Here is a 16,364-nt window from a genome sequence, read left to right as displayed (position 1 = left end):
TCTCCCGCTAAATACGTAGATGGCTGTCCTGTAGAGCATATAGCTTTAGCGTGCAGGACCGAATGTTTAACGAGTCCGTGCATTCCCTTCTCTGCACTTATATCCCTTGGAAGCTGTCCGGCAAGGCTTCAACAGCATGACACCCATGCGTAATCTCTTTTGAACAGATAATTCCACATTGTTCATGGATAAAGCAGCCCCCTGATCGAATAAGTTCTGCCGGCACAGCTCTTCTCCAGCCGCAAGCGGCTCCCGTCCCGGCAATATATTGTAAGGGTGTGAACCCTCAACACGGCTGGAGCCTGCCGTCAACACAATGTGTGCCGGGCATCAACACATCTGCAAGGAAGGCCCGTTCATTCCTTCCGTTTTCATATACAGTAAGGCACTGATGGCCGGACTTACACGGGGAATGTCTATCGGACAGCACCGTTCCACGACACATCTCTACAGACATCCGGAGGTTCTTATACAACGGCTCAGAAACAAAGAGTGCCGGAGACAAGCCTGCCCCCGGCACTCTTCCGTCGTGTATCCACGTCCGTATTACTGACGCTTGGCGAGCTGACTGTCAATATGCGCAACGGCATGGCTCGACAGATGTGCAAAGGAATCCAGAATGTCCTGGACGCTCCGTTCCTCCTCCACCTGCTCGTCAATGTACTTTGCAATGAAGTTCTGTGAAGCACGGTCTCTCTCCTCATCGGCGACGTCTGCCAGCCGGTTGATGAGCTCTGTCACGTTCTGCTCATGCGCCAGCGTATCTACGAAAACTTCCTTGGCATCCGCCCAGTCAGTCTTGACGGCATCAATCGCCGTAAGGACTACTTCTCCGCCACGGTGGAGAACAAACTGCGCCATATCCATGGCGTGCTGTCTCTCCTCCTCTGCCTGCTTGTACATCCAGCTCGAAAAACCTTTCCAGCCCTCCTTGCGGAACCAGCATGCCATCTGCAGATAGAGGTTTGACGACCACAATTCTGCGACAATCTGTGCGTTGAACGCATCCTGCATCTTCTTTGTCATATTCATTTTCTTACTCTCCTGATTTTTTTATATGATTAATGAAAATATCCTGTATCTGTCACTGACGGTGATTCATGCTGCAAAAATGGCACTTTTTACCGTCAATGGCCCAAAAATAAAGTCACATGAAAACCGCCCCGGAAAGACACCCGGGAACTATTCAATCACGACCGTCGTCCAGCCGTGTCTGTCTTCAATGGTCCCATACTGGATGCCGCGGAGGGTCTCATAGAGCCTGGTTGACCACGGTCCGGGCCTGTCGCCGAAACTGTAAACCTTTCCTGTCTCCATATCATCAAGATGAGATATGGGAGAGATGACAGCCGCCGTACCACAGGCACCAGCTTCCTCAAAACTGTCGAGTTCCTCCTCGGGGACGGGGCGGCGTTCCACCTTCATGCCCAGGTCTTCAGCAATCTGCATCAGGCTCTTGTTGGTGATGGAGGGGAGGATGGAGGTAGACTCCGGAGTTATATAGGTGTTGTTCTTGATGCCGAAGAAGTTGGCCGCTCCACATTCATCGACATACCTCTTCTCCTTTGCATCAAGGTAGAATTCAGAAGCATAGCCTTTCTCGTGTGCCCGTCGGTTGGCTCTCAGGGATGCAGCGTAATTTCCGCCCACCTTGTACATTCCCGTTCCCAGCGGTGCAGCACGGTCAGCATCACGTACGATGACATATGGATTGGCCGAGAATCCACCTTTGAAATAAGGCCCGACAGGACTGACGAATATCAGGAAACAATATTCCTCGGACGGACGGACACCTACCTGAGCAGAAGTGCCGATCAGCAACGGGCGGATGTACAGCGTTGCTCCACTCTCATAGGGCGGGATATACGCCTGGTTGAGACGGACCACTTTCTTGACCATCTCGACGAACAACTCCGTGGGAACTTCCGGCATGACAATGCCACGGCAGGTATTCTGCAGGCGGGCGGCATTCTCCTCCATACGGAAGACACGTACCTTTCCGTCGGGACACCGGTAAGCTTTCAAGCCCTCAAAAGCCTCCTGTCCGTAGTGAAGGCAGGTTGCAGCCATATGGAGTTTCAGGTATTCATCCGAACAGACTTCCACTTCTCCCCACTTCCCGTTACGGTAATAACAGCGCACGTTGTAATCAGTTGGCTGATAGCCAAATGTCAAGTTTGACCAATCCAGATTTTTCATATTAATATGTATTTAATCTAACATTCTGTGACACTAAAATACAAAAGTACGCAAAATTCTTTTACCATGCAAACCAAATACCGGGTTTGTTAATGCCCTCTCTGGCATTCCCTTCCCGCACGGGACACAGTCTACTGGTCAGAAAGCAGCTTCTGAATCTCATCATCAGTATGCTTCAATTTCTTCTTGCAGAGCTTTACAAGTTCCTGTGCCCGCTTCAGCTGTGAGACCATGGAATCAACATCCAGTTCGCCGCGCTCCATCTTCTCGACAATGTTCTCCAGCTGATGAACAGCCTCTTCGTAATTTACTTCTTTCATTGTGATTGTTTTTTGTCATTATTAATCCTGGCAGCCATAGAGAGGAAACTGGTCTATGAGATTCCGGCGATTCTATCCAGTACTGGGGAAGCCTGTAAGACCAGAGAGCCTGAAAAGACCAGAGAGAATGGAATATCAGGAAAGCAGAAAAGCTGAAAACGCCAGTTCCACAATTGCCGGGGAAAAGCTATCTCAGACTGTCCACCTTGCTCTCAATCTCTCCTTCAGCAAATCTTGTCGTGATCACATCTCCGGCCTTCAGCTCTCCCGCACTGCGGACAGCCCGGCCGTTGTGCAGCGTAATGCTGTAACCCCGTTTCAACAGCAGAGAGGGGTCGAGCAGGCGCACACGCTGATCGAGCATTTCAAGCCGGTGAGACGCTTCGGAAAGACCGAGATGCAGAGGGGGCAATGCCTGCTGCATCAGTGCATCGAGATGGAAAGCCGACCGGTGCAGGGATTCGCCCATCCGTTCTGCAAGCCTATGGAAAAGTGCGTCAAGCCGTGCCTCCTGTTTCGTACGGACAAGGGAGAAGAGCACCGGAATATGCGACCCGAAATGCCGGAGACGCATCTTTTCCGTCTCTAGTTTCCTCCTGACACCTTCGGCGAGCGTTCTCTGTGCATTCTCTACCCTCGCAAGCGTTGCCGCCAGCTGGTCAATGAGAAAAGACGCAGCAGCTGTCGGTGTCTTCACACGCAGGAACGCCACCATGTCCAGCACACTCTCATCACGCTCGTGCCCGATACCCGTTATGACCGGCAGGGGGAAGTTCGCCACATTCTCTGCAAGCTCCAATGTATCAAAGCCGCTGAGGTCGGCCGTTGCGCCACCGCCCCGGATAATGACAACAGCATCGAACTCATCCTCACGCCCGTTGATTCTGTCAAGAGCCGATATGATACCCGGCTCCACCTGTCCGCCCTGCATGACGGTCTGGAACAGTTCTATATGGAACTTGAAACCATATTCGTTCGTTTCCAACTGGTTGCAGAAATCCCCATAGCCTGCCGCAGTCTCGGAGGAGATAACGGCAATACGACTGGCGAACATAGGAAGACGAAGCTCCTTCTGCAGGTCGAACACCTCCTCTTCCTTCAGCCGGCGGACGATCTCCTGCCGCTTCCGCATCATGTCACCCATAGTAAATTCAGGATTGATGTCATCAACAATCCACGAGAAGCCGTACTGGGGATGGAACTGGGCATGCACCTGCAACATCAGCTTCATTCCCGAATGCACCTGCTGACCGGTAATGCGGACAAAGTAGGGCATGATGACCGACCATACGTTGCGCCAGCACTTGGCCGACGCCCGGGCTACCGGGACATTTCCATTCCCGTCCTTCTCTATCAGTTCCATGTAACAGTGTCCGCGGTTCTCACGGACCTCGGAGAGTTCGGCTTCTACCCAGTAGGAGCGTGCCAGAGTGGCGTCGATTGTGTCTGCCACCATACAGTTCAGTTCATAGAGCGTGAGTGCTTTCTCCATTTTATTCAAATCCCCCCCTATATAATAAGGTGTATCTTCCTCTGATTCCTCTTGCCTCCATCAAGGCACATTCAGCCCCCTCATCATCCCTCCGTACAACGGGTAGCCGACTGGTAGGCCGACCAGAAGTCCGGAACACCATACCCCATGATATTGTCAGGCCTGCGGCAGTTGCTTCCCACCCTGCGGACGAGTTCGATAATCTCCGTTGCAGACTTATGAGGCAACGCCTGCCACAGACAAGCTACCATTCCGGCAATGAGCGGACAGGCAAACGACGTACCGGTATCAGGAGTGATATACCCCCTCCCCGACACCACATTCGTCGGACAGCCATACGCCATCACATCAGGTTTGACACGACCGTCTGCCGTAGGACCGACCGACGAAAATGCAGCATTCACACCGTCAGGAGATATTGCCCCCACCGTGAGAATGTCGAAAGCATCCGCCGGAACATTGATCTTTTTCCACGATCCCATGCCGTCGTTGCCGGCACTGTTGACGAGGACCATCCCCTTTCCTGCCAGGCGGGAGGCCACTTGCGATATGGGAGCCGTACGGCCGTCCAGATCGGAATAATGATAATTCGCCGACTTGTCATCAAAGCCATGATAGCCCAAAGAGGAACTGATGACATCCACTCCTACAGAATCGGAGAACTCCGCAGCGGCTATCCAGAAGTCTTCCTCCGCCGGGCTTTCCGTAAGATAATCCTCCGTGCGAAGAAGCCAGAAAGCGGCCTTGGGGGCCGTACCCACAAAGACGGCAGGCTGGTTCATGGCTATCGTCGACAGCGTCTTGGTCCCATGATCCATCTCCTTGAAGACATCGTCGTCATATCCTGCGACGAAATTACGCGTACCACGGATGTTCACATTCCTGAAGGCAGGAATCCTGTCCACATTCATGAAACCTGCATCCAGCACGGCGATCGTCATCCCTTGCCCCATAAAGCCCAGATTATGCAGTCTCCTGCCATCCAGATTCTCCAGCTGCGCCTTCCCCATCCCGTAATAGTCGTGGACCGTTGAGTCAAGGACCTGCAGATCTGTACGGTAACGAACGCGCTGGGACAGAGGACGGACAGAGTCCGGAGAGACGAATACCAGCCTGCTGTCCTTCACGAACGGCAGCACTTTCAGGTCTTCCAGTGTCTGCCGGTTGTCGCCCCGGACGAGAACCGAATTGTTCCACTTGCTCACTGCCACAATCCTTCCTCCCTCCTTCCTGATTCGCTGGATATAGGCCGGCGACACAGGGAGATCGGTAGAGTCAAGCTGCAGCCCCTGCCGTTGCCGCCGGAGAACCGACGCTTTCGACAGAAACTGCTCCGGCCTGTCCAGGGAGTAGGGCGTACCGGCTTTGTCCACCAACGTGACACGGAACATATAACACTTTCCTCCGGGATAACCGATAAGTCCATCACCTCCACTGCCCGCCCATGCACCTGACATGATGAGGAAGAGCAGAAGTGTAGTATATATCTTGAGGCGGTTTTGCTTCATAAGCTGCAAATTTACACAAAATTAATCGGATTATACAGCGGAAAGAACAGAAAAACAAAAAGGGATTCCCAATGAACGGAAATCCTCTTTATGTGCGCCCTTAGGGACTCGAACCCTAGACCCACTGATTAAGAGTCAGTTGCTCTACCAGCTGAGCTAAGGGCGCTGCTAAACGAAAAGGCCCGGGTCAGAAGCCTGTCTGTGTGCGCCCTTAGGGACTCGAACCCTAGACCCACTGATTAAGAGTCAGTTGCTCTACCAGCTGAGCTAAGGGCGCTCATTTCGTTTTTGCGAGTGCAAAGGTACGATTTTCCTGCGAACCGACCAAACTTTTCTGTGTTTTTTTGTAATTTCCAGGTTTCAGTACTCCCCCCAGTACTACTCCGAGTACTGCCAACGTGTCTATGCACCTAAAAAGGCAACCAGGATGTTTTCAAGACAGAACGAAAGATTTGAACCTGGACTTCAGAACATCCGGGAGACGATGGCCAGAACTTCCCGGCATTTTCTCCCAGCTGCTTTCAGGAATGTCGGCAGCCTCTGGAAGAACATTTTCCCGTTTTTCAGCCCCAACTGACCTCTAATTGGAGAATTTTGTCTATATTTGCACCTGGACTTGAGACACAGGAGTGTGTCCGGTCCCATTTTGTGGGTTAACAATTCAGCGTTTGCTATTTATTCAATAACGTTCAGGAAACTTGGCGGTAGAATGAACAACAGGAATGGATGAATCAGTGAACGTCCGCGATAGTGTGGGCGTTTCTCATCTCCTGTTGTAGGTTTCCGCCAAGTACCTCTGAACGTGGATGACAATGTCCACGCTTCACATACAGGGGGTCAGTCCTAAACCCCAGTTGCAAACCTACTTCTCTTAAGCGCATAATTTCATAAGTATTTATTACCTTTGCATCATGAAGAGTGACCAACTATTACGTTGCATCTTTCCAGATGTACTTGCCGACTACTTTGATGTTGTCGATATTCAAGAGGGTGTTTCCCAGTTTGACTTTTGGCTTGACGAGCGTAACTTTATGGAAAAGTCAGACCATAAGTTAGGCACTGTAAGCAGTTATGGTTTTACCAGCGAGCGTGTAATTCAGGACTTTCCTCTTCGTGGCAAAGCCGTCTACCTCCATGTTCGCCGACGCAAGTGGCGTGACAGTTCCAACGGAGAGATATTTACTTATTCATATGATGACTTGACGGCTGAGGGCAGTAAACTATCCCCCGAGTTCGTTTCTTTTTTAAAAGAATAGAATTGAGTCCACTGCAGAGAGCATCGCAAGCATCGGTGCGCACTATGGCGTAAATGGCAAGCAGTTATCCACACAGTACAAGGAACATTTCAGTGACTACCGCAGCTGGGATCAGTTGGATCATGCTCAAGACTGGCTATTGTTTGAAAATAACATAGGTGAGAGTCTAAGTATTGATGAGACCTGTCTAAGCAGTGGCGAGGTCTATACTTTTCTGACCAACAAGGCGGGAAAGGGCAGAAATGGAACTTTAGTGGCTGTGGTTAAAGGGACCAAGGCAGAGGACGTTATTCAGGTTGTCAAGAAGATAGACCTGTCCAAACGAAAGACTGTCAAAGAGATAACACTTGATTTGTCATCTTCGATGATGCGCATAGCCCGTGCCGTTTTTCCCAAAGCACTCATTACCAATGACAGGTTTCATGTGCAGAAACTGTATTATGATGCTCTGGATGACATGCGTATCGCTTACCGGTGGATGGCAAGGGATAAAGAGAATGAGGAGATAAAAGAAGCTAAAAGTGAGGGAAAGGAATATATACCATTTAGATACAGCAATGGTGACACGCGTAAGCAGTTGCTCGCCAGGGCAAAGTTCATATTGACCAAGCACAGGACCAAGTGGACTGAAGCACAGAAAGCCAGGGCGGAAATCATCTTTGAACATTATCCTACACTGAAAAAGGCATATGATCTGGCTATGAAACTTACCGATATTTATAACATCAAGAGCATCAAGGATGCTGCAAGACTGAAGCTGGCTAAATGGTTCAATGAGGTTGAAGAGCTGGGAGTGGACAATTTCTACACGGTGATTGACACGTTTGAAAATCATTATCAAACCATACTCAATTTCTTTGTAAACAGAGCAACAAATGCAAATGCTGAGTCATTCAATGCCAAGGTTAAGGCATTCAGGGCACAGTTCAGAGGAGTCACAGATATTCCTTTCTTTTTATATAGGCTTATGAAATTGTGTGCTTAAGAGAAGTAGGTTTGCAACTGGGTTTTAGGACTGACCCCATACAGGTACTTGGCTGTGACCTTCGCGATTTGGGTACAAGGCATCGCATTAAACGGTTTAATGCAATGACAAAAGAACAGACGGCCCTGCTGAAAGGCGTGGCAATCCTGATGATGCTGTTTCTACATCTGTTCAATAATCCCAGCCTGGGGGACTACTGTAGACCAATGGTTTATCTCGATGGGAAACCACTTGTCTACATCGTCAGCCGTGCATGTAGCCCTGTCGGTATTTTCCTGATGCTGAGCGGCTATGGACTAAGCTACATTAATTTCCATGGCACTCTTTCCCTCAAAAACCAGTTTAAAAGGCTTTTGAAACTGTACATCCATTACTGGATTACTCTGCTGGTCTTCGTCAGCGTCGGGTGTTTCGTAAGACCTGAACGTTATCCCGGAAGTCCCACAGATGTCCTCATGAACGTAACGAGCCTAAGCAGCAGTTATAATTCCGAGACATGGTTTCTTTTTCCCTATATGCTGCTCTCACTGACATCCATGCAGATCTTCAGATGCATGGACAGGATAGGAATTGCCAGAAGTCTCATCATTTCATGGGGATTGTATATGGTGAGCTGCTATGTCATCAGCCGGTATGTTGCACCTGCCAAGGCATATACAGAATGGTACAGCTATGTATTGACCTACTTCGACGTGCTGTTCCCTTTTGCAATCGGCGCAGCGTTCCATCGTCAGACAGAGAAAGGAAGGGCCTCTTCTCCTTTCCTGCATTCACACAGGACAGTTACCTCCATTCTGCTGTTTTCTCTATTCATCGTAAACTGTCTTATTTCAAGCGCAGCAACCTCTTATCTGTTTGAATTCTCCTACATATACCTTTTATCACACATAAACATCAACGGCATGACCAGACGATTCCTTATAACAATGGGCAGACATTCCATGGTCATGTGGCTCACCCATTCCTATTTCTGCTATCATCTGTTCCACGACTTCATCTATGGTTTCAGATATCCGCTGGTGATTTATGTCATCCTGATTGCGATCAGTTATGGCGTATCCCTTCCGATCAGCCGTCTTGCCCAGGCAGTTATCCGGCGTGTTCCCTTTTTGAGATAATGCTCAGTCTTTTTTACCGAAAAGCAGGAAGAATCTTGGGTAAAGCTCTTAGTTTTACTTTGAAAAGACGTATATTTGCAGAAAAAACAAACAGAGACCTCAAACGCTTTACAGGAGATTATGCAGAACTTTGCAGCAATTGATTTCGAGACGGCCAATTTCGAGCGCAGCAGTGTCTGCTCGGTGGGAGTCGTAATCGTAAGGGGCGGAGAGGTTGCAGACACGTTCTATTCTCTCGTCCATCCTGAACCGAACTACTACCAATGGCGGTGTACACAGGTTCACGGGCTGACACGCGAAGATACCGACGGTGCTCCGGTCTTCAGCAAGGTATGGGCAAGGATAGAACCGCTCATCGAGGGACTTCCGCTTGTGGCACACAATGCTCCGTTCGACAAGGGATGCCTGCAGGCATGCTTTCAAACCTACCGGATGGACTATCCTGACTATGAGTTCCTTGACACGCTAAGGGCAGCACGGCGTGTCTTTCCTCACCTTTCCAACCACCAGCTGCACACTGTCTCAGCAGCCTGCGGCTACGATCTCTCCCGGCACCACCATGCTCTCGCCGATGCCGAAGCCTGCGCATGGATAGCAAGAGAGATTCTATAGTATGCTGACTGGAAGACCGGGATTCCAGTCTGTCTTCTCCGGCAGTATCGGTAATCAACGGTATTCCCAGCCGTCTGGAACACAGTTCCCGACCGTTGGGAACGACATTCCCGGCTGCTGGGAACCGTGTTCCCAGCGGCCGGGAATTCTTCATGCGCAAGCCGGCCCAGAGGGCTTTCACACCAAATAACACATATACCCCACGAACACTGCCGTCAGCACGGCACCTTCCCATCTCTCAATCCTGTACCTGGTAAAAGAGAAGAGCCACAGAAGTATCACAGAGACCACCAGCATGGACAGGTCGGTCATGGTAATCCCCCGGAGCTTCATAGGGGTTATCATTCCGGTAACACCGAGGATGGCAAGGATATTGAACACATTGGATCCGAGGACATTTCCGACAGCTATGCCGCTGTTTCCCTTGCGGGCCGAGACGACACTCGTCGCCAGTTCCGGAAGAGACGTACCACCGGCAACGATTGTCAGACCGATAACGGCCTCCGAAACACCTAGACTTGCAGCCACTCCCGTCGCTCCTTCAACAAAAAGATTGCTGCCGCCTATCAGGCACGCCAGGCCGACGACAATCCACACTGCCGAAAGCCATGCTGCCTGCGGCTTCTTCCTGTCGCTGTCACCCCCGGCCTCCTCCTCCGTTCCGGCTTCCTTGATCGTCATGTACATAAAGGTGAGAAAGAGCACAAACAGAACAGCGGCATCCCCCCTGCCGATTTCTCCGTCAAGACACATGATCAGCAATACGGCTGATGCAACAAGGGAAAAGGGAATGTCCTTCCTGACAGTATTCTTCAGGATGGCCATCGGTGCTGTCAGTGCCGACACACCTACGATGAGTAAAGTGTTGAAGATGTCGGACCCGACGATGTTACCCACCGCCAGATCGGGAGTCCCTTTCAATGCCGAAACAAGGCTCACACAGAACTCGGGCATACTCGTCCCCATCGCCACGACGGTCAGCCCGATGACAATCTGCGGCACCCGCATCTGCTCTGCCACAGCCACCGCACCGTCCGTCAGGCGGTCAGCTCCCCATAACACAAGGGCTATACCCACAAGAATCCATAAAACATTCAGTGTCATCTTTCCCGAACAGTAAAACGTCTCCTGATACGACCGTCATGGCCGTTCAAATACAAACCGATTCCATAAATCACTTCTATTGGATTTCCGCCTTTCAGACAAGCCAGTCCTTTCTCCTTCCTGAAAGCGGACAGCGGACCATGCATCTACCGGGACAGCTTATGGCGGTCGAGAATCTTGATGTTCTTCCCCTTGATTTCTATGACGCCCTCTTTCTCCAGATCGGACAGGACTCTGAGAAGGGAGAACTTCTGAATGCCGAACGAGTCGGCTATCTCCTGCCGGGACCGTTCAAGATGGATCTCGTCGCTGCCTTGTTCCCCTGCTCTTTCAAGAAGGAGGTAGGCTACTTTCTCCCGTACCGTGAAAAGACTGAGTATCTTCATCTTACGCGTCAGGAAGACATCGATATTCGACAGGATACGGATAAAATTCATACGGATGGTCTCATCCGTGTCCATCAGCGTCTTCAGTGCCTCAGGCTGCATACGGAACAGGTCGACCTTCCCGTCTGTCTCCACACTCACCGGCAGACTGCGGTCCTTTGAGAACACGAAGGCCGGCGCAACAAGATTGCCGCTGCGCAGACGGCTCACCTCAACCTGCTTCCCCGAAAGGGCCGCCATACGGCAGATCAGGAAGCCACTTACCACAATATCAACATGGCGGCAGGGCATGCCTGCCAGTGCATAGACCTCATGGGCAGGCAGCGAGACCAGCTGGTGGGGCACATTGTCCAGGGTCAGTTCTATCTCAACATCGCTCATCCCGGCAAAGAGCGGACAGGTCCGGAGCGACTTCATAACTTTATCTTCCATGGTGTGCAAAGTTAGCATTTTTCCCCGTAATACTCATGTTTTAACCAACTTTAATCTCTCACGGACACAAATGTTACCTCATAATACAGATAATCCATATACCTTTGTCGAAAAATCAAACAATATGTCAGAAACATCATTTAAACCTGCAATTCCCTTTGAGACATGGGACCTCGACCTGCTTGTCGACTATGTTCTGAAGTTCCATCACCGGAACACACGCAAGTATGGGAACGAGCTGCTGGGCAGACTGGACGAACTTGCTGCCACACACCCGGAACTGGACCGTGTGGCAGACCACTTCCGCAACAGCGTTGCCGACCTCGACGTACACTGTCAGAAAGAAGAGAACGTACTCTTCCCTTTCATCATCGACCTCTTCCACGCTTCGGAGCTGGGACAGGAGCACATGCCGTTCCATTGCGGCACGATCCAGTACCCCATCGATGCGATGATGGCAGACCATAGCGACGAGATTGAACGCCACGGGCGGATTGCCGTACTCACAAACAACTACACTGCGCCTGCGGATGCCGAGCCGGAATACGGGAAGGTTCTTGCCGACCTGCGCCGGTTCCGTGACTATCTTCTCGAACACGTCTATGTGGAGAACATGATCATCTTTCCAAGAGCACTAAAACTGGAATAAGACAATGAAAATCAAACGTGCCTACGCACCGGCGGAAGAATCCGACGGTTATCGTATCCTCGTCGACCGGTTGTGGCCGCGGGGCATCAGTAAAGAAAAAGCGCAGATCGACCTCTGGCTGAAGTCGGTTGCGCCGAGCAATGAACTGCGCAAGTGGTTCGGACACGACCCGGAGAAATTCCCCGAGTTCGAGCAACGGTATCGTGCAGAGCTGGCCGGGAGCGGAGCCTTAGACGAGCTCCGGGCTGTTCTCAGGGAACATCCCGACGCTACCCTGCTCTTTGCCGCTCACGACGAAGAACGCAACAATGCCGTCGTACTGAAAGAATTATTGGCTGAATAAGGGTTCAAGAACAGGAAAAAGACAAATTGTCACACAAAGCAGACAGAATGTCAGAGGCAACCCGCTGGTACGCTCCTTGCAGAACAGTCAGTACAAAACATTAACAAACAACTAAAGTAAAGGAGATTAAGATATGTATAGAAATTCATGGTTACCAGAAGTTTTCAATGACTTTTTGAACACGGCTAATATGCCTAAGGCAAATGCGACAGCACCGGCCATCAACGTACAGGAGTCTGACAAGGATTACACCGTAGAGCTTGCAGCACCGGGGTTGAGCAAGGACGATTTCGATGTGAACATCAACAGCGACGGTGATCTGACCATCAAAATGGAAAAGAAAGCCGAAGAGAAAGAAGAAAAGGGACACTACCTGCGGCGTGAGTTCGCTTACAGCAAGTACGAGCAGACCCTGATTCTGCCGGATGATGTCCAAAAAGAGGGGATTGCCGCCCGTGTCGCAAATGGTGTGCTGACCGTTGTCCTGCCTAAGATCAAGGTCCAGGAACAGAAAGTCGCACGTCAGATTACAGTAGACTAAAGCCGTATGCCGCTCTCTGATGGAGGGACACCGGCCTCAATGTGAGAAACGAGGAGGCAGGAATTGAGATGATTCCGTTAGAAATGAATTTGCCCCCGGACGTGTCCGCGTCCGGGGGCTTTTGTGTATGCGGAATCCTGTGCAAAGTTGCCGCAGAGCGTCTATGAGGGTTATCCGCCAGTCTTTGCAGAGCTGTCTGCAATCCGTTTCAGGAAGATCCCAAAGACTACCTTTGACGGAGATTTTCAACAACGTCAGCTTGACTGGTCAGGAGATTTTGCGTATATTTGCAGATGAAGACCATAACACTCAGCATACAAAGAACGATGAGAACGATACTTACAATCTCCGTAATACTGACCGCATTCCTGCTCTCCTGCACAGGACAGACCAACGGACAGCCACGACAGAACAGTCCGGAAACCTTGGACGAACAGTCTCGAAAAGAAAAACCGCAACGACTGGCACCACCCCATGGTTACAAAAAGGTGAAACTTCCGGAGGGTTCCTTCGCCTCATTCCTGCGCCATCTTCCCTTAAAGAAAGCCGGAAGCGACCTGCATTATTATAATGGCAGCGTCAAGCAGCACAGCTATGACGGAGCGGTAGTTGATGTCGACTTTGGCCATGGGGCTGCAGACCAGTGTGCAGATGCGGTCATCTATCTGAGAGCCGTATGGCTCTGGCGGACAAAGCAGTATGACAAGATACACTTCAACTTCACCAACGGATTCCGGGCAGACTATGTCCGTTGGGCAAAAGGCGAACGAATCCACATTGACAAGCATACGTGGAAGTGTCGGTACAGCAAAGACACTGGAACAGATTATTCCTACAAGACGTTCCGCAAGTATCTGAATATCGTCTTCACCTATGCCGGAACGGCATCACTGGAAAAGGAGCTGTCCGCCGTCACCGGCAAGGAGCTGCAGGTTGGCGATGTGATCATCAATGGCGGTCATCCCGGACATACGGTCATCGTCGTAGACAAGGCCGTCAACAAGGCAGGAGAAGCCGTCTACCTGCTTGCACAAGGATATACCCCAGCACAGGAAATTGAGATTTTCAACCAGTGGTTCTGCATCAATCCGCAGGTGAAATACCTTGAGACTCCTGGCTGGTATTTCCGTGGAAACTATGCGAAACGCTTCCGGTAAGCATAAGAGGTATCTGCAAGATTTGTTTCAAGAACCCTATTCACCTGAACTCGGGATAAGAAAAGTCTGTAATAAGCTGGTAATTAAAACAGAAGAACTCTATACCACTTATCCCGAGTCCAGGCCATTCGGGTGCCTCATGGGAAAACAGCAGGCAAGAAAAAAAGCACCGTGAACGGGTTCACGGTGCTTTTATGGTCTTAATTTTCCGCTCTGAAAGCGTTTTTACTTCCTGTCGTCGACGTTATCCCCTTCTGTCGGTTTCATCTCTTCCTCGAAGTTGGTGATGCCTGCTTTGACGAGAATCTCATACCATTGAAGGAGTTTCTTGATGTCACTGGAATGTACACGGTCACGATCGAAGTCGGGCAGAACCTCAGTAAAGTAGTCCTGCAACTCCTTGGCAGAAGCCTTGCGCCAGTTGAGCGAAGCGACCTTGCCCCCTTCCTTGTCACGTACCTTTGCCAGCACATCGCCCAGAGGAATGTCCTCGCTATCAGTGAACATGGCAATATCTGCCAGGCTCGTCACACGGTCAGTGGCGAAGGCTGGCTGGCGCTTGTGGGTTTCATCAAGAGCCTCAACGATAAGATTCATTTTACCACGGCTTACCAGCTTGTAAAGACCTGGACGCCCTGCAATTGAAAGAATTGTCTGTAACATTTTGATATAATCTTGTTTGTGATTTACTTATTCTGAAATGAAAGACAGCAGCCGGTCTACCTGCGGAGCAAGGAGACACACGCCGTCGTTGACGATTTCGTAATCGCTGCGGCGGAGAACATCCTCCTGCGGAAGCTGCCGTGCCATCCACTCGAGGGCTTTCTCCCTGCTGATTCCGTCGCGCTCCATCACCCTTCGGATGCGAACCTCAGCAGGAGCCGTCACGCATACCACCTTGTCTATATGCGTACGGCGGTCGAAACCGCTGTCAAAGAGAATGGCACTCTCAAGCCATGACAGTCCGGACTGCTCGAAGTCGCAGGCCACGGCTGGATGTATCACGGCATTGACAGCCTGCACATGGCGGTCGCTGCGGAGGAGAAACTCGGCAAGAACCGATTTCTGTAGAATACCGTTACGGAACACGCTGTCACCGACAAGTTCTTTCAGCTGCTGCCGAAGCGGAGGAGACGTGCGCATCAGTTCCTTGGCATGGGCATCACAGTCGTAGACCGCAATGCCACGTTCGGCCAGAAGCCGACAGACATAGGATTTCCCGCTGCCTATTCCTCCTGTCAATGCAACAATCATCGCTGTTCTATGAGATAATCAACCGTGGTGAGTGCCGGACGTACATTGCGCACACCGTTGGGGGAAACAAGGACATAGACATGACACTTGTCTGCAGGATGTTCTTCGACCTCCTTATAGTTGACGACGACCCGGAAGCCCGTCGGCAGCAGTTCCCTTGTCTCGGCATTCTTCGGCATTGTACGCAGCCGGTAGGCACCGACGACGAAATTCACACGTACCTTTCCCGGAAAGGTTCGCAGGACCTTGTCCGCCGGCATATTGATAGCCTCAATAGGCACTTCGACGCTCTCTTCAGTGAGCACATCGGGATAGAGCCTCATCTTCACCCTGGCAGGAATGCACTTGGCATCGGCGAACTTACGGAGGTTCACCGTCAGTTCCTTGATGTCAGTGAAATTGCTGACGTGCTGCCGCTCTGTATAAACCGTCTGGATACTGTCCAGCACACCACGCGCGGCATATACCTGCACGCTGTCGGGGATAAACTCGACATGAGCAAGATAATAGTTGTTTCCTGGCGTGACGGTCCCCAACAGTCGGACAGGCACTTTCTTGTGTCGGCCGAAATTGAAAGAGAAAGAGAACTTGCCGTTCTTGACCGAAGTGATCTTCGAACTTTTAGACAGCTGGAGATAAATCTGCCGCTGTATGTCGGCCGGAGAAATTTCTCCTCTTCCTCGTCCGTCAGTATAGATCCGGTAATCAGCGAAGACAGGTCGGAAAGCATCTTCAAGCCCATAAGCGGCAATCAGATACCCTTTGTCACGGACGGTAAAGCGGACAACAGAGTCCGGACTGCTGGTAATGACCACATTACGAGGCACATCGGCCATACGGAGTGGGATGCTGAATTCCCGCTCATACGTCTCGTTCAGTGTCATAACCAGCCAGAACGCACCGCTCAACACCAGGAAGAACAAAAAAATCAGAAACTCCTTGCTGATTATTCTCGACAAGAAGTTTCTGAAGATGCTGAATGTATGAAACGGCCTTCCTTTTCTCATC

At 50.8% G+C, this 16,364-nt stretch carries 18 protein-coding genes and 2 tRNA genes; 8 read left to right on the top strand and 12 right to left on the bottom strand.

Features of this window, described 5'->3' with window-relative positions; genetic code table 11:
* Positions 1–546: 546 nt before the first annotated feature.
* The 7 genes from DYH27_RS02285 to DYH27_RS02255 all read right to left on the bottom strand — a co-directional run bounded on the left by DYH27_RS02285 (position 547) and on the right by DYH27_RS02255 (position 5,796).
* The gene (locus tag DYH27_RS02285; RefSeq protein ID WP_004354158.1) at positions 547–1,032 is read right to left on the bottom strand and encodes a ferritin; all 486 of its coding nucleotides are present in this window, start codon (positions 1,030–1,032) and stop codon (positions 547–549) included.
* Positions 1,033–1,182: 150 nt separating this feature from the next.
* A complete protein-coding gene (locus DYH27_RS02280; RefSeq protein ID WP_025068250.1) occupies positions 1,183–2,199 on the bottom strand; it encodes a branched-chain amino acid aminotransferase in 1,017 nt (338 codons plus the stop codon).
* Positions 2,200–2,330: 131 nt separating this feature from the next.
* Positions 2,331–2,519 (bottom strand): exodeoxyribonuclease VII small subunit, encoded by a 189-nt coding sequence (xseB, locus tag DYH27_RS02275; protein ID WP_004354160.1) that lies wholly within the window; start codon positions 2,517–2,519, stop codon positions 2,331–2,333.
* 187 nt (positions 2,520–2,706) lie between these two features.
* Complete coding sequence (gene xseA / locus DYH27_RS02270; protein ID WP_025068249.1) at positions 2,707–4,011, bottom strand: exodeoxyribonuclease VII large subunit; 1,305 nt, start codon at positions 4,009–4,011, stop codon at positions 2,707–2,709.
* An 83-nt stretch (positions 4,012–4,094) separates the two neighbouring features.
* Entirely contained in the window at positions 4,095–5,519 is a 1,425-nt protein-coding gene (locus DYH27_RS02265) for a S8 family peptidase (protein ID WP_025068248.1), read from the bottom strand.
* A gap of 93 nt (positions 5,520–5,612) precedes the next feature.
* Positions 5,613–5,685 (bottom strand) — tRNA-Lys (locus tag DYH27_RS02260).
* Positions 5,686–5,723: 38 nt separating this feature from the next.
* A tRNA-Lys gene (locus DYH27_RS02255) sits at positions 5,724–5,796 on the bottom strand.
* 634 nt (positions 5,797–6,430) lie between these two features.
* Here DYH27_RS02255 and DYH27_RS02250 point away from each other — a divergent pair.
* The 4 genes from DYH27_RS02250 (at position 6,431) to DYH27_RS02230 (ending at position 9,490) form a co-directional block, all read left to right on the top strand.
* Complete coding sequence (locus DYH27_RS02250; RefSeq protein WP_025068505.1) at positions 6,431–6,775, top strand: ISAon1 family transposase N-terminal region protein; 345 nt, start codon at positions 6,431–6,433, stop codon at positions 6,773–6,775.
* Between the two features lies 1 nt (position 6,776).
* Entirely contained in the window at positions 6,777–7,760 is a 984-nt protein-coding gene (locus DYH27_RS02240; RefSeq protein ID WP_455430468.1) for an ISAon1 family transposase, read from the top strand.
* Between the two features lie 104 nt (positions 7,761–7,864).
* Positions 7,865–8,878, top strand: a complete 1,014-nt coding sequence (locus tag DYH27_RS02235; RefSeq protein WP_025068070.1) for an acyltransferase family protein — start codon at positions 7,865–7,867, stop codon at positions 8,876–8,878.
* Between the two features lie 120 nt (positions 8,879–8,998).
* Positions 8,999–9,490: a 3'-5' exonuclease gene (locus tag DYH27_RS02230; protein WP_025068069.1), complete on the top strand. Its 492-nt coding sequence runs from the start codon at positions 8,999–9,001 to the stop codon at positions 9,488–9,490.
* Positions 9,491–9,667: 177 nt separating this feature from the next.
* Here the strand turns inward: DYH27_RS02230 and DYH27_RS02225 are convergent, their stop codons facing one another.
* A complete protein-coding gene (locus tag DYH27_RS02225; RefSeq protein ID WP_025068068.1) occupies positions 9,668–10,594 on the bottom strand; it encodes a calcium/sodium antiporter in 927 nt (308 codons plus the stop codon).
* Between the two features lie 146 nt (positions 10,595–10,740).
* Positions 10,741–11,412, bottom strand: a complete 672-nt coding sequence (locus tag DYH27_RS02220) for a Crp/Fnr family transcriptional regulator (protein ID WP_029216465.1) — start codon at positions 11,410–11,412, stop codon at positions 10,741–10,743.
* Between the two features lie 124 nt (positions 11,413–11,536).
* On the opposite strand from DYH27_RS02220, the gene DYH27_RS02215 reads away from it, so the two are divergent.
* From DYH27_RS02215 to DYH27_RS02200, 4 genes are all read left to right on the top strand, one after another.
* Entirely contained in the window at positions 11,537–12,061 is a 525-nt protein-coding gene (locus tag DYH27_RS02215) for a hemerythrin domain-containing protein (RefSeq protein ID WP_025068067.1), read from the top strand.
* Between the two features lie 4 nt (positions 12,062–12,065).
* On the top strand, positions 12,066–12,404 hold the full coding sequence (locus DYH27_RS02210; protein ID WP_025068066.1) for a DUF488 domain-containing protein: 339 nt from the start codon (positions 12,066–12,068) through the stop codon (positions 12,402–12,404).
* A gap of 133 nt (positions 12,405–12,537) precedes the next feature.
* On the top strand, positions 12,538–12,945 hold the full coding sequence (locus DYH27_RS02205; RefSeq protein ID WP_004353681.1) for an Hsp20/alpha crystallin family protein: 408 nt from the start codon (positions 12,538–12,540) through the stop codon (positions 12,943–12,945).
* Between the two features lie 326 nt (positions 12,946–13,271).
* Entirely contained in the window at positions 13,272–14,102 is an 831-nt protein-coding gene (locus DYH27_RS02200) for a DUF4846 domain-containing protein (protein WP_025068065.1), read from the top strand.
* 225 nt (positions 14,103–14,327) lie between these two features.
* Here DYH27_RS02200 and DYH27_RS02195 read toward each other — a convergent pair whose 3' ends face one another.
* From DYH27_RS02195 to DYH27_RS02185, 3 genes are read right to left on the bottom strand one after another with little or no spacing between them, the layout of a single operon-like run.
* Positions 14,328–14,765: a DUF5606 family protein gene (locus DYH27_RS02195; RefSeq protein WP_013671573.1), complete on the bottom strand. Its 438-nt coding sequence runs from the start codon at positions 14,763–14,765 to the stop codon at positions 14,328–14,330.
* 27 nt (positions 14,766–14,792) lie between these two features.
* The gene (gene coaE, locus DYH27_RS02190; protein ID WP_004353686.1) at positions 14,793–15,356 is read right to left on the bottom strand and encodes a dephospho-CoA kinase; all 564 of its coding nucleotides are present in this window, start codon (positions 15,354–15,356) and stop codon (positions 14,793–14,795) included.
* Positions 15,353–16,363: a CdaR family protein gene (locus tag DYH27_RS02185; RefSeq protein WP_025068064.1), complete on the bottom strand. Its 1,011-nt coding sequence runs from the start codon at positions 16,361–16,363 to the stop codon at positions 15,353–15,355. The genes coaE and DYH27_RS02185 overlap by 4 nt, the downstream gene beginning before the upstream one ends.
* Position 16,364: the final 1 nt, after the last annotated feature.

This window comes from Prevotella denticola, assembly GCF_900454835.1.
GTDB lineage: Bacteria > Bacteroidota > Bacteroidia > Bacteroidales > Bacteroidaceae > Prevotella > Prevotella denticola.
This window is presented reverse-complemented; position numbering and strand designations above follow the sequence as displayed.

Bases quoted from the DNA above. Each gene is read 5' to 3' on its own strand.
- DYH27_RS02215 (WP_025068067.1), top strand. From the start codon at position 11,537: ATGTCAGAAACATCATTTAAACCTGCAATTCCCTTTGAGACATGGGAC.
- DYH27_RS02225 (WP_025068068.1), bottom strand. From the start codon at position 10,594: ATGACACTGAATGTTTTATGGATTCTTGTGGGTATAGCCCTTGTGTTA.
- DYH27_RS02205 (WP_004353681.1), top strand. From the start codon at position 12,538: ATGTATAGAAATTCATGGTTACCAGAAGTTTTCAATGACTTTTTGAAC.
- DYH27_RS02200 (WP_025068065.1), top strand. From the start codon at position 13,272: ATGAGAACGATACTTACAATCTCCGTAATACTGACCGCATTCCTGCTC.
- xseB (WP_004354160.1), bottom strand. From the start codon at position 2,519: ATGAAAGAAGTAAATTACGAAGAGGCTGTTCATCAGCTGGAGAACATT.
- DYH27_RS02285 (WP_004354158.1), bottom strand. From the start codon at position 1,032: ATGAATATGACAAAGAAGATGCAGGATGCGTTCAACGCACAGATTGTC.
- DYH27_RS02250 (WP_025068505.1), top strand. From the start codon at position 6,431: ATGAAGAGTGACCAACTATTACGTTGCATCTTTCCAGATGTACTTGCC.
- DYH27_RS02230 (WP_025068069.1), top strand. From the start codon at position 8,999: ATGCAGAACTTTGCAGCAATTGATTTCGAGACGGCCAATTTCGAGCGC.
- coaE (WP_004353686.1), bottom strand. From the start codon at position 15,356: ATGATTGTTGCATTGACAGGAGGAATAGGCAGCGGGAAATCCTATGTC.
- xseA (WP_025068249.1), bottom strand. From the start codon at position 4,011: ATGGAGAAAGCACTCACGCTCTATGAACTGAACTGTATGGTGGCAGAC.
- DYH27_RS02280 (WP_025068250.1), bottom strand. From the start codon at position 2,199: ATGAAAAATCTGGATTGGTCAAACTTGACATTTGGCTATCAGCCAACT.
- DYH27_RS02185 (WP_025068064.1), bottom strand. From the start codon at position 16,363: ATGAGAAAAGGAAGGCCGTTTCATACATTCAGCATCTTCAGAAACTTC.
- DYH27_RS02265 (WP_025068248.1), bottom strand. From the start codon at position 5,519: ATGAAGCAAAACCGCCTCAAGATATATACTACACTTCTGCTCTTCCTC.
- DYH27_RS02220 (WP_029216465.1), bottom strand. From the start codon at position 11,412: ATGGAAGATAAAGTTATGAAGTCGCTCCGGACCTGTCCGCTCTTTGCC.
- DYH27_RS02210 (WP_025068066.1), top strand. From the start codon at position 12,066: ATGAAAATCAAACGTGCCTACGCACCGGCGGAAGAATCCGACGGTTAT.
- DYH27_RS02195 (WP_013671573.1), bottom strand. From the start codon at position 14,765: ATGTTACAGACAATTCTTTCAATTGCAGGGCGTCCAGGTCTTTACAAG.
- DYH27_RS02235 (WP_025068070.1), top strand. From the start codon at position 7,865: ATGACAAAAGAACAGACGGCCCTGCTGAAAGGCGTGGCAATCCTGATG.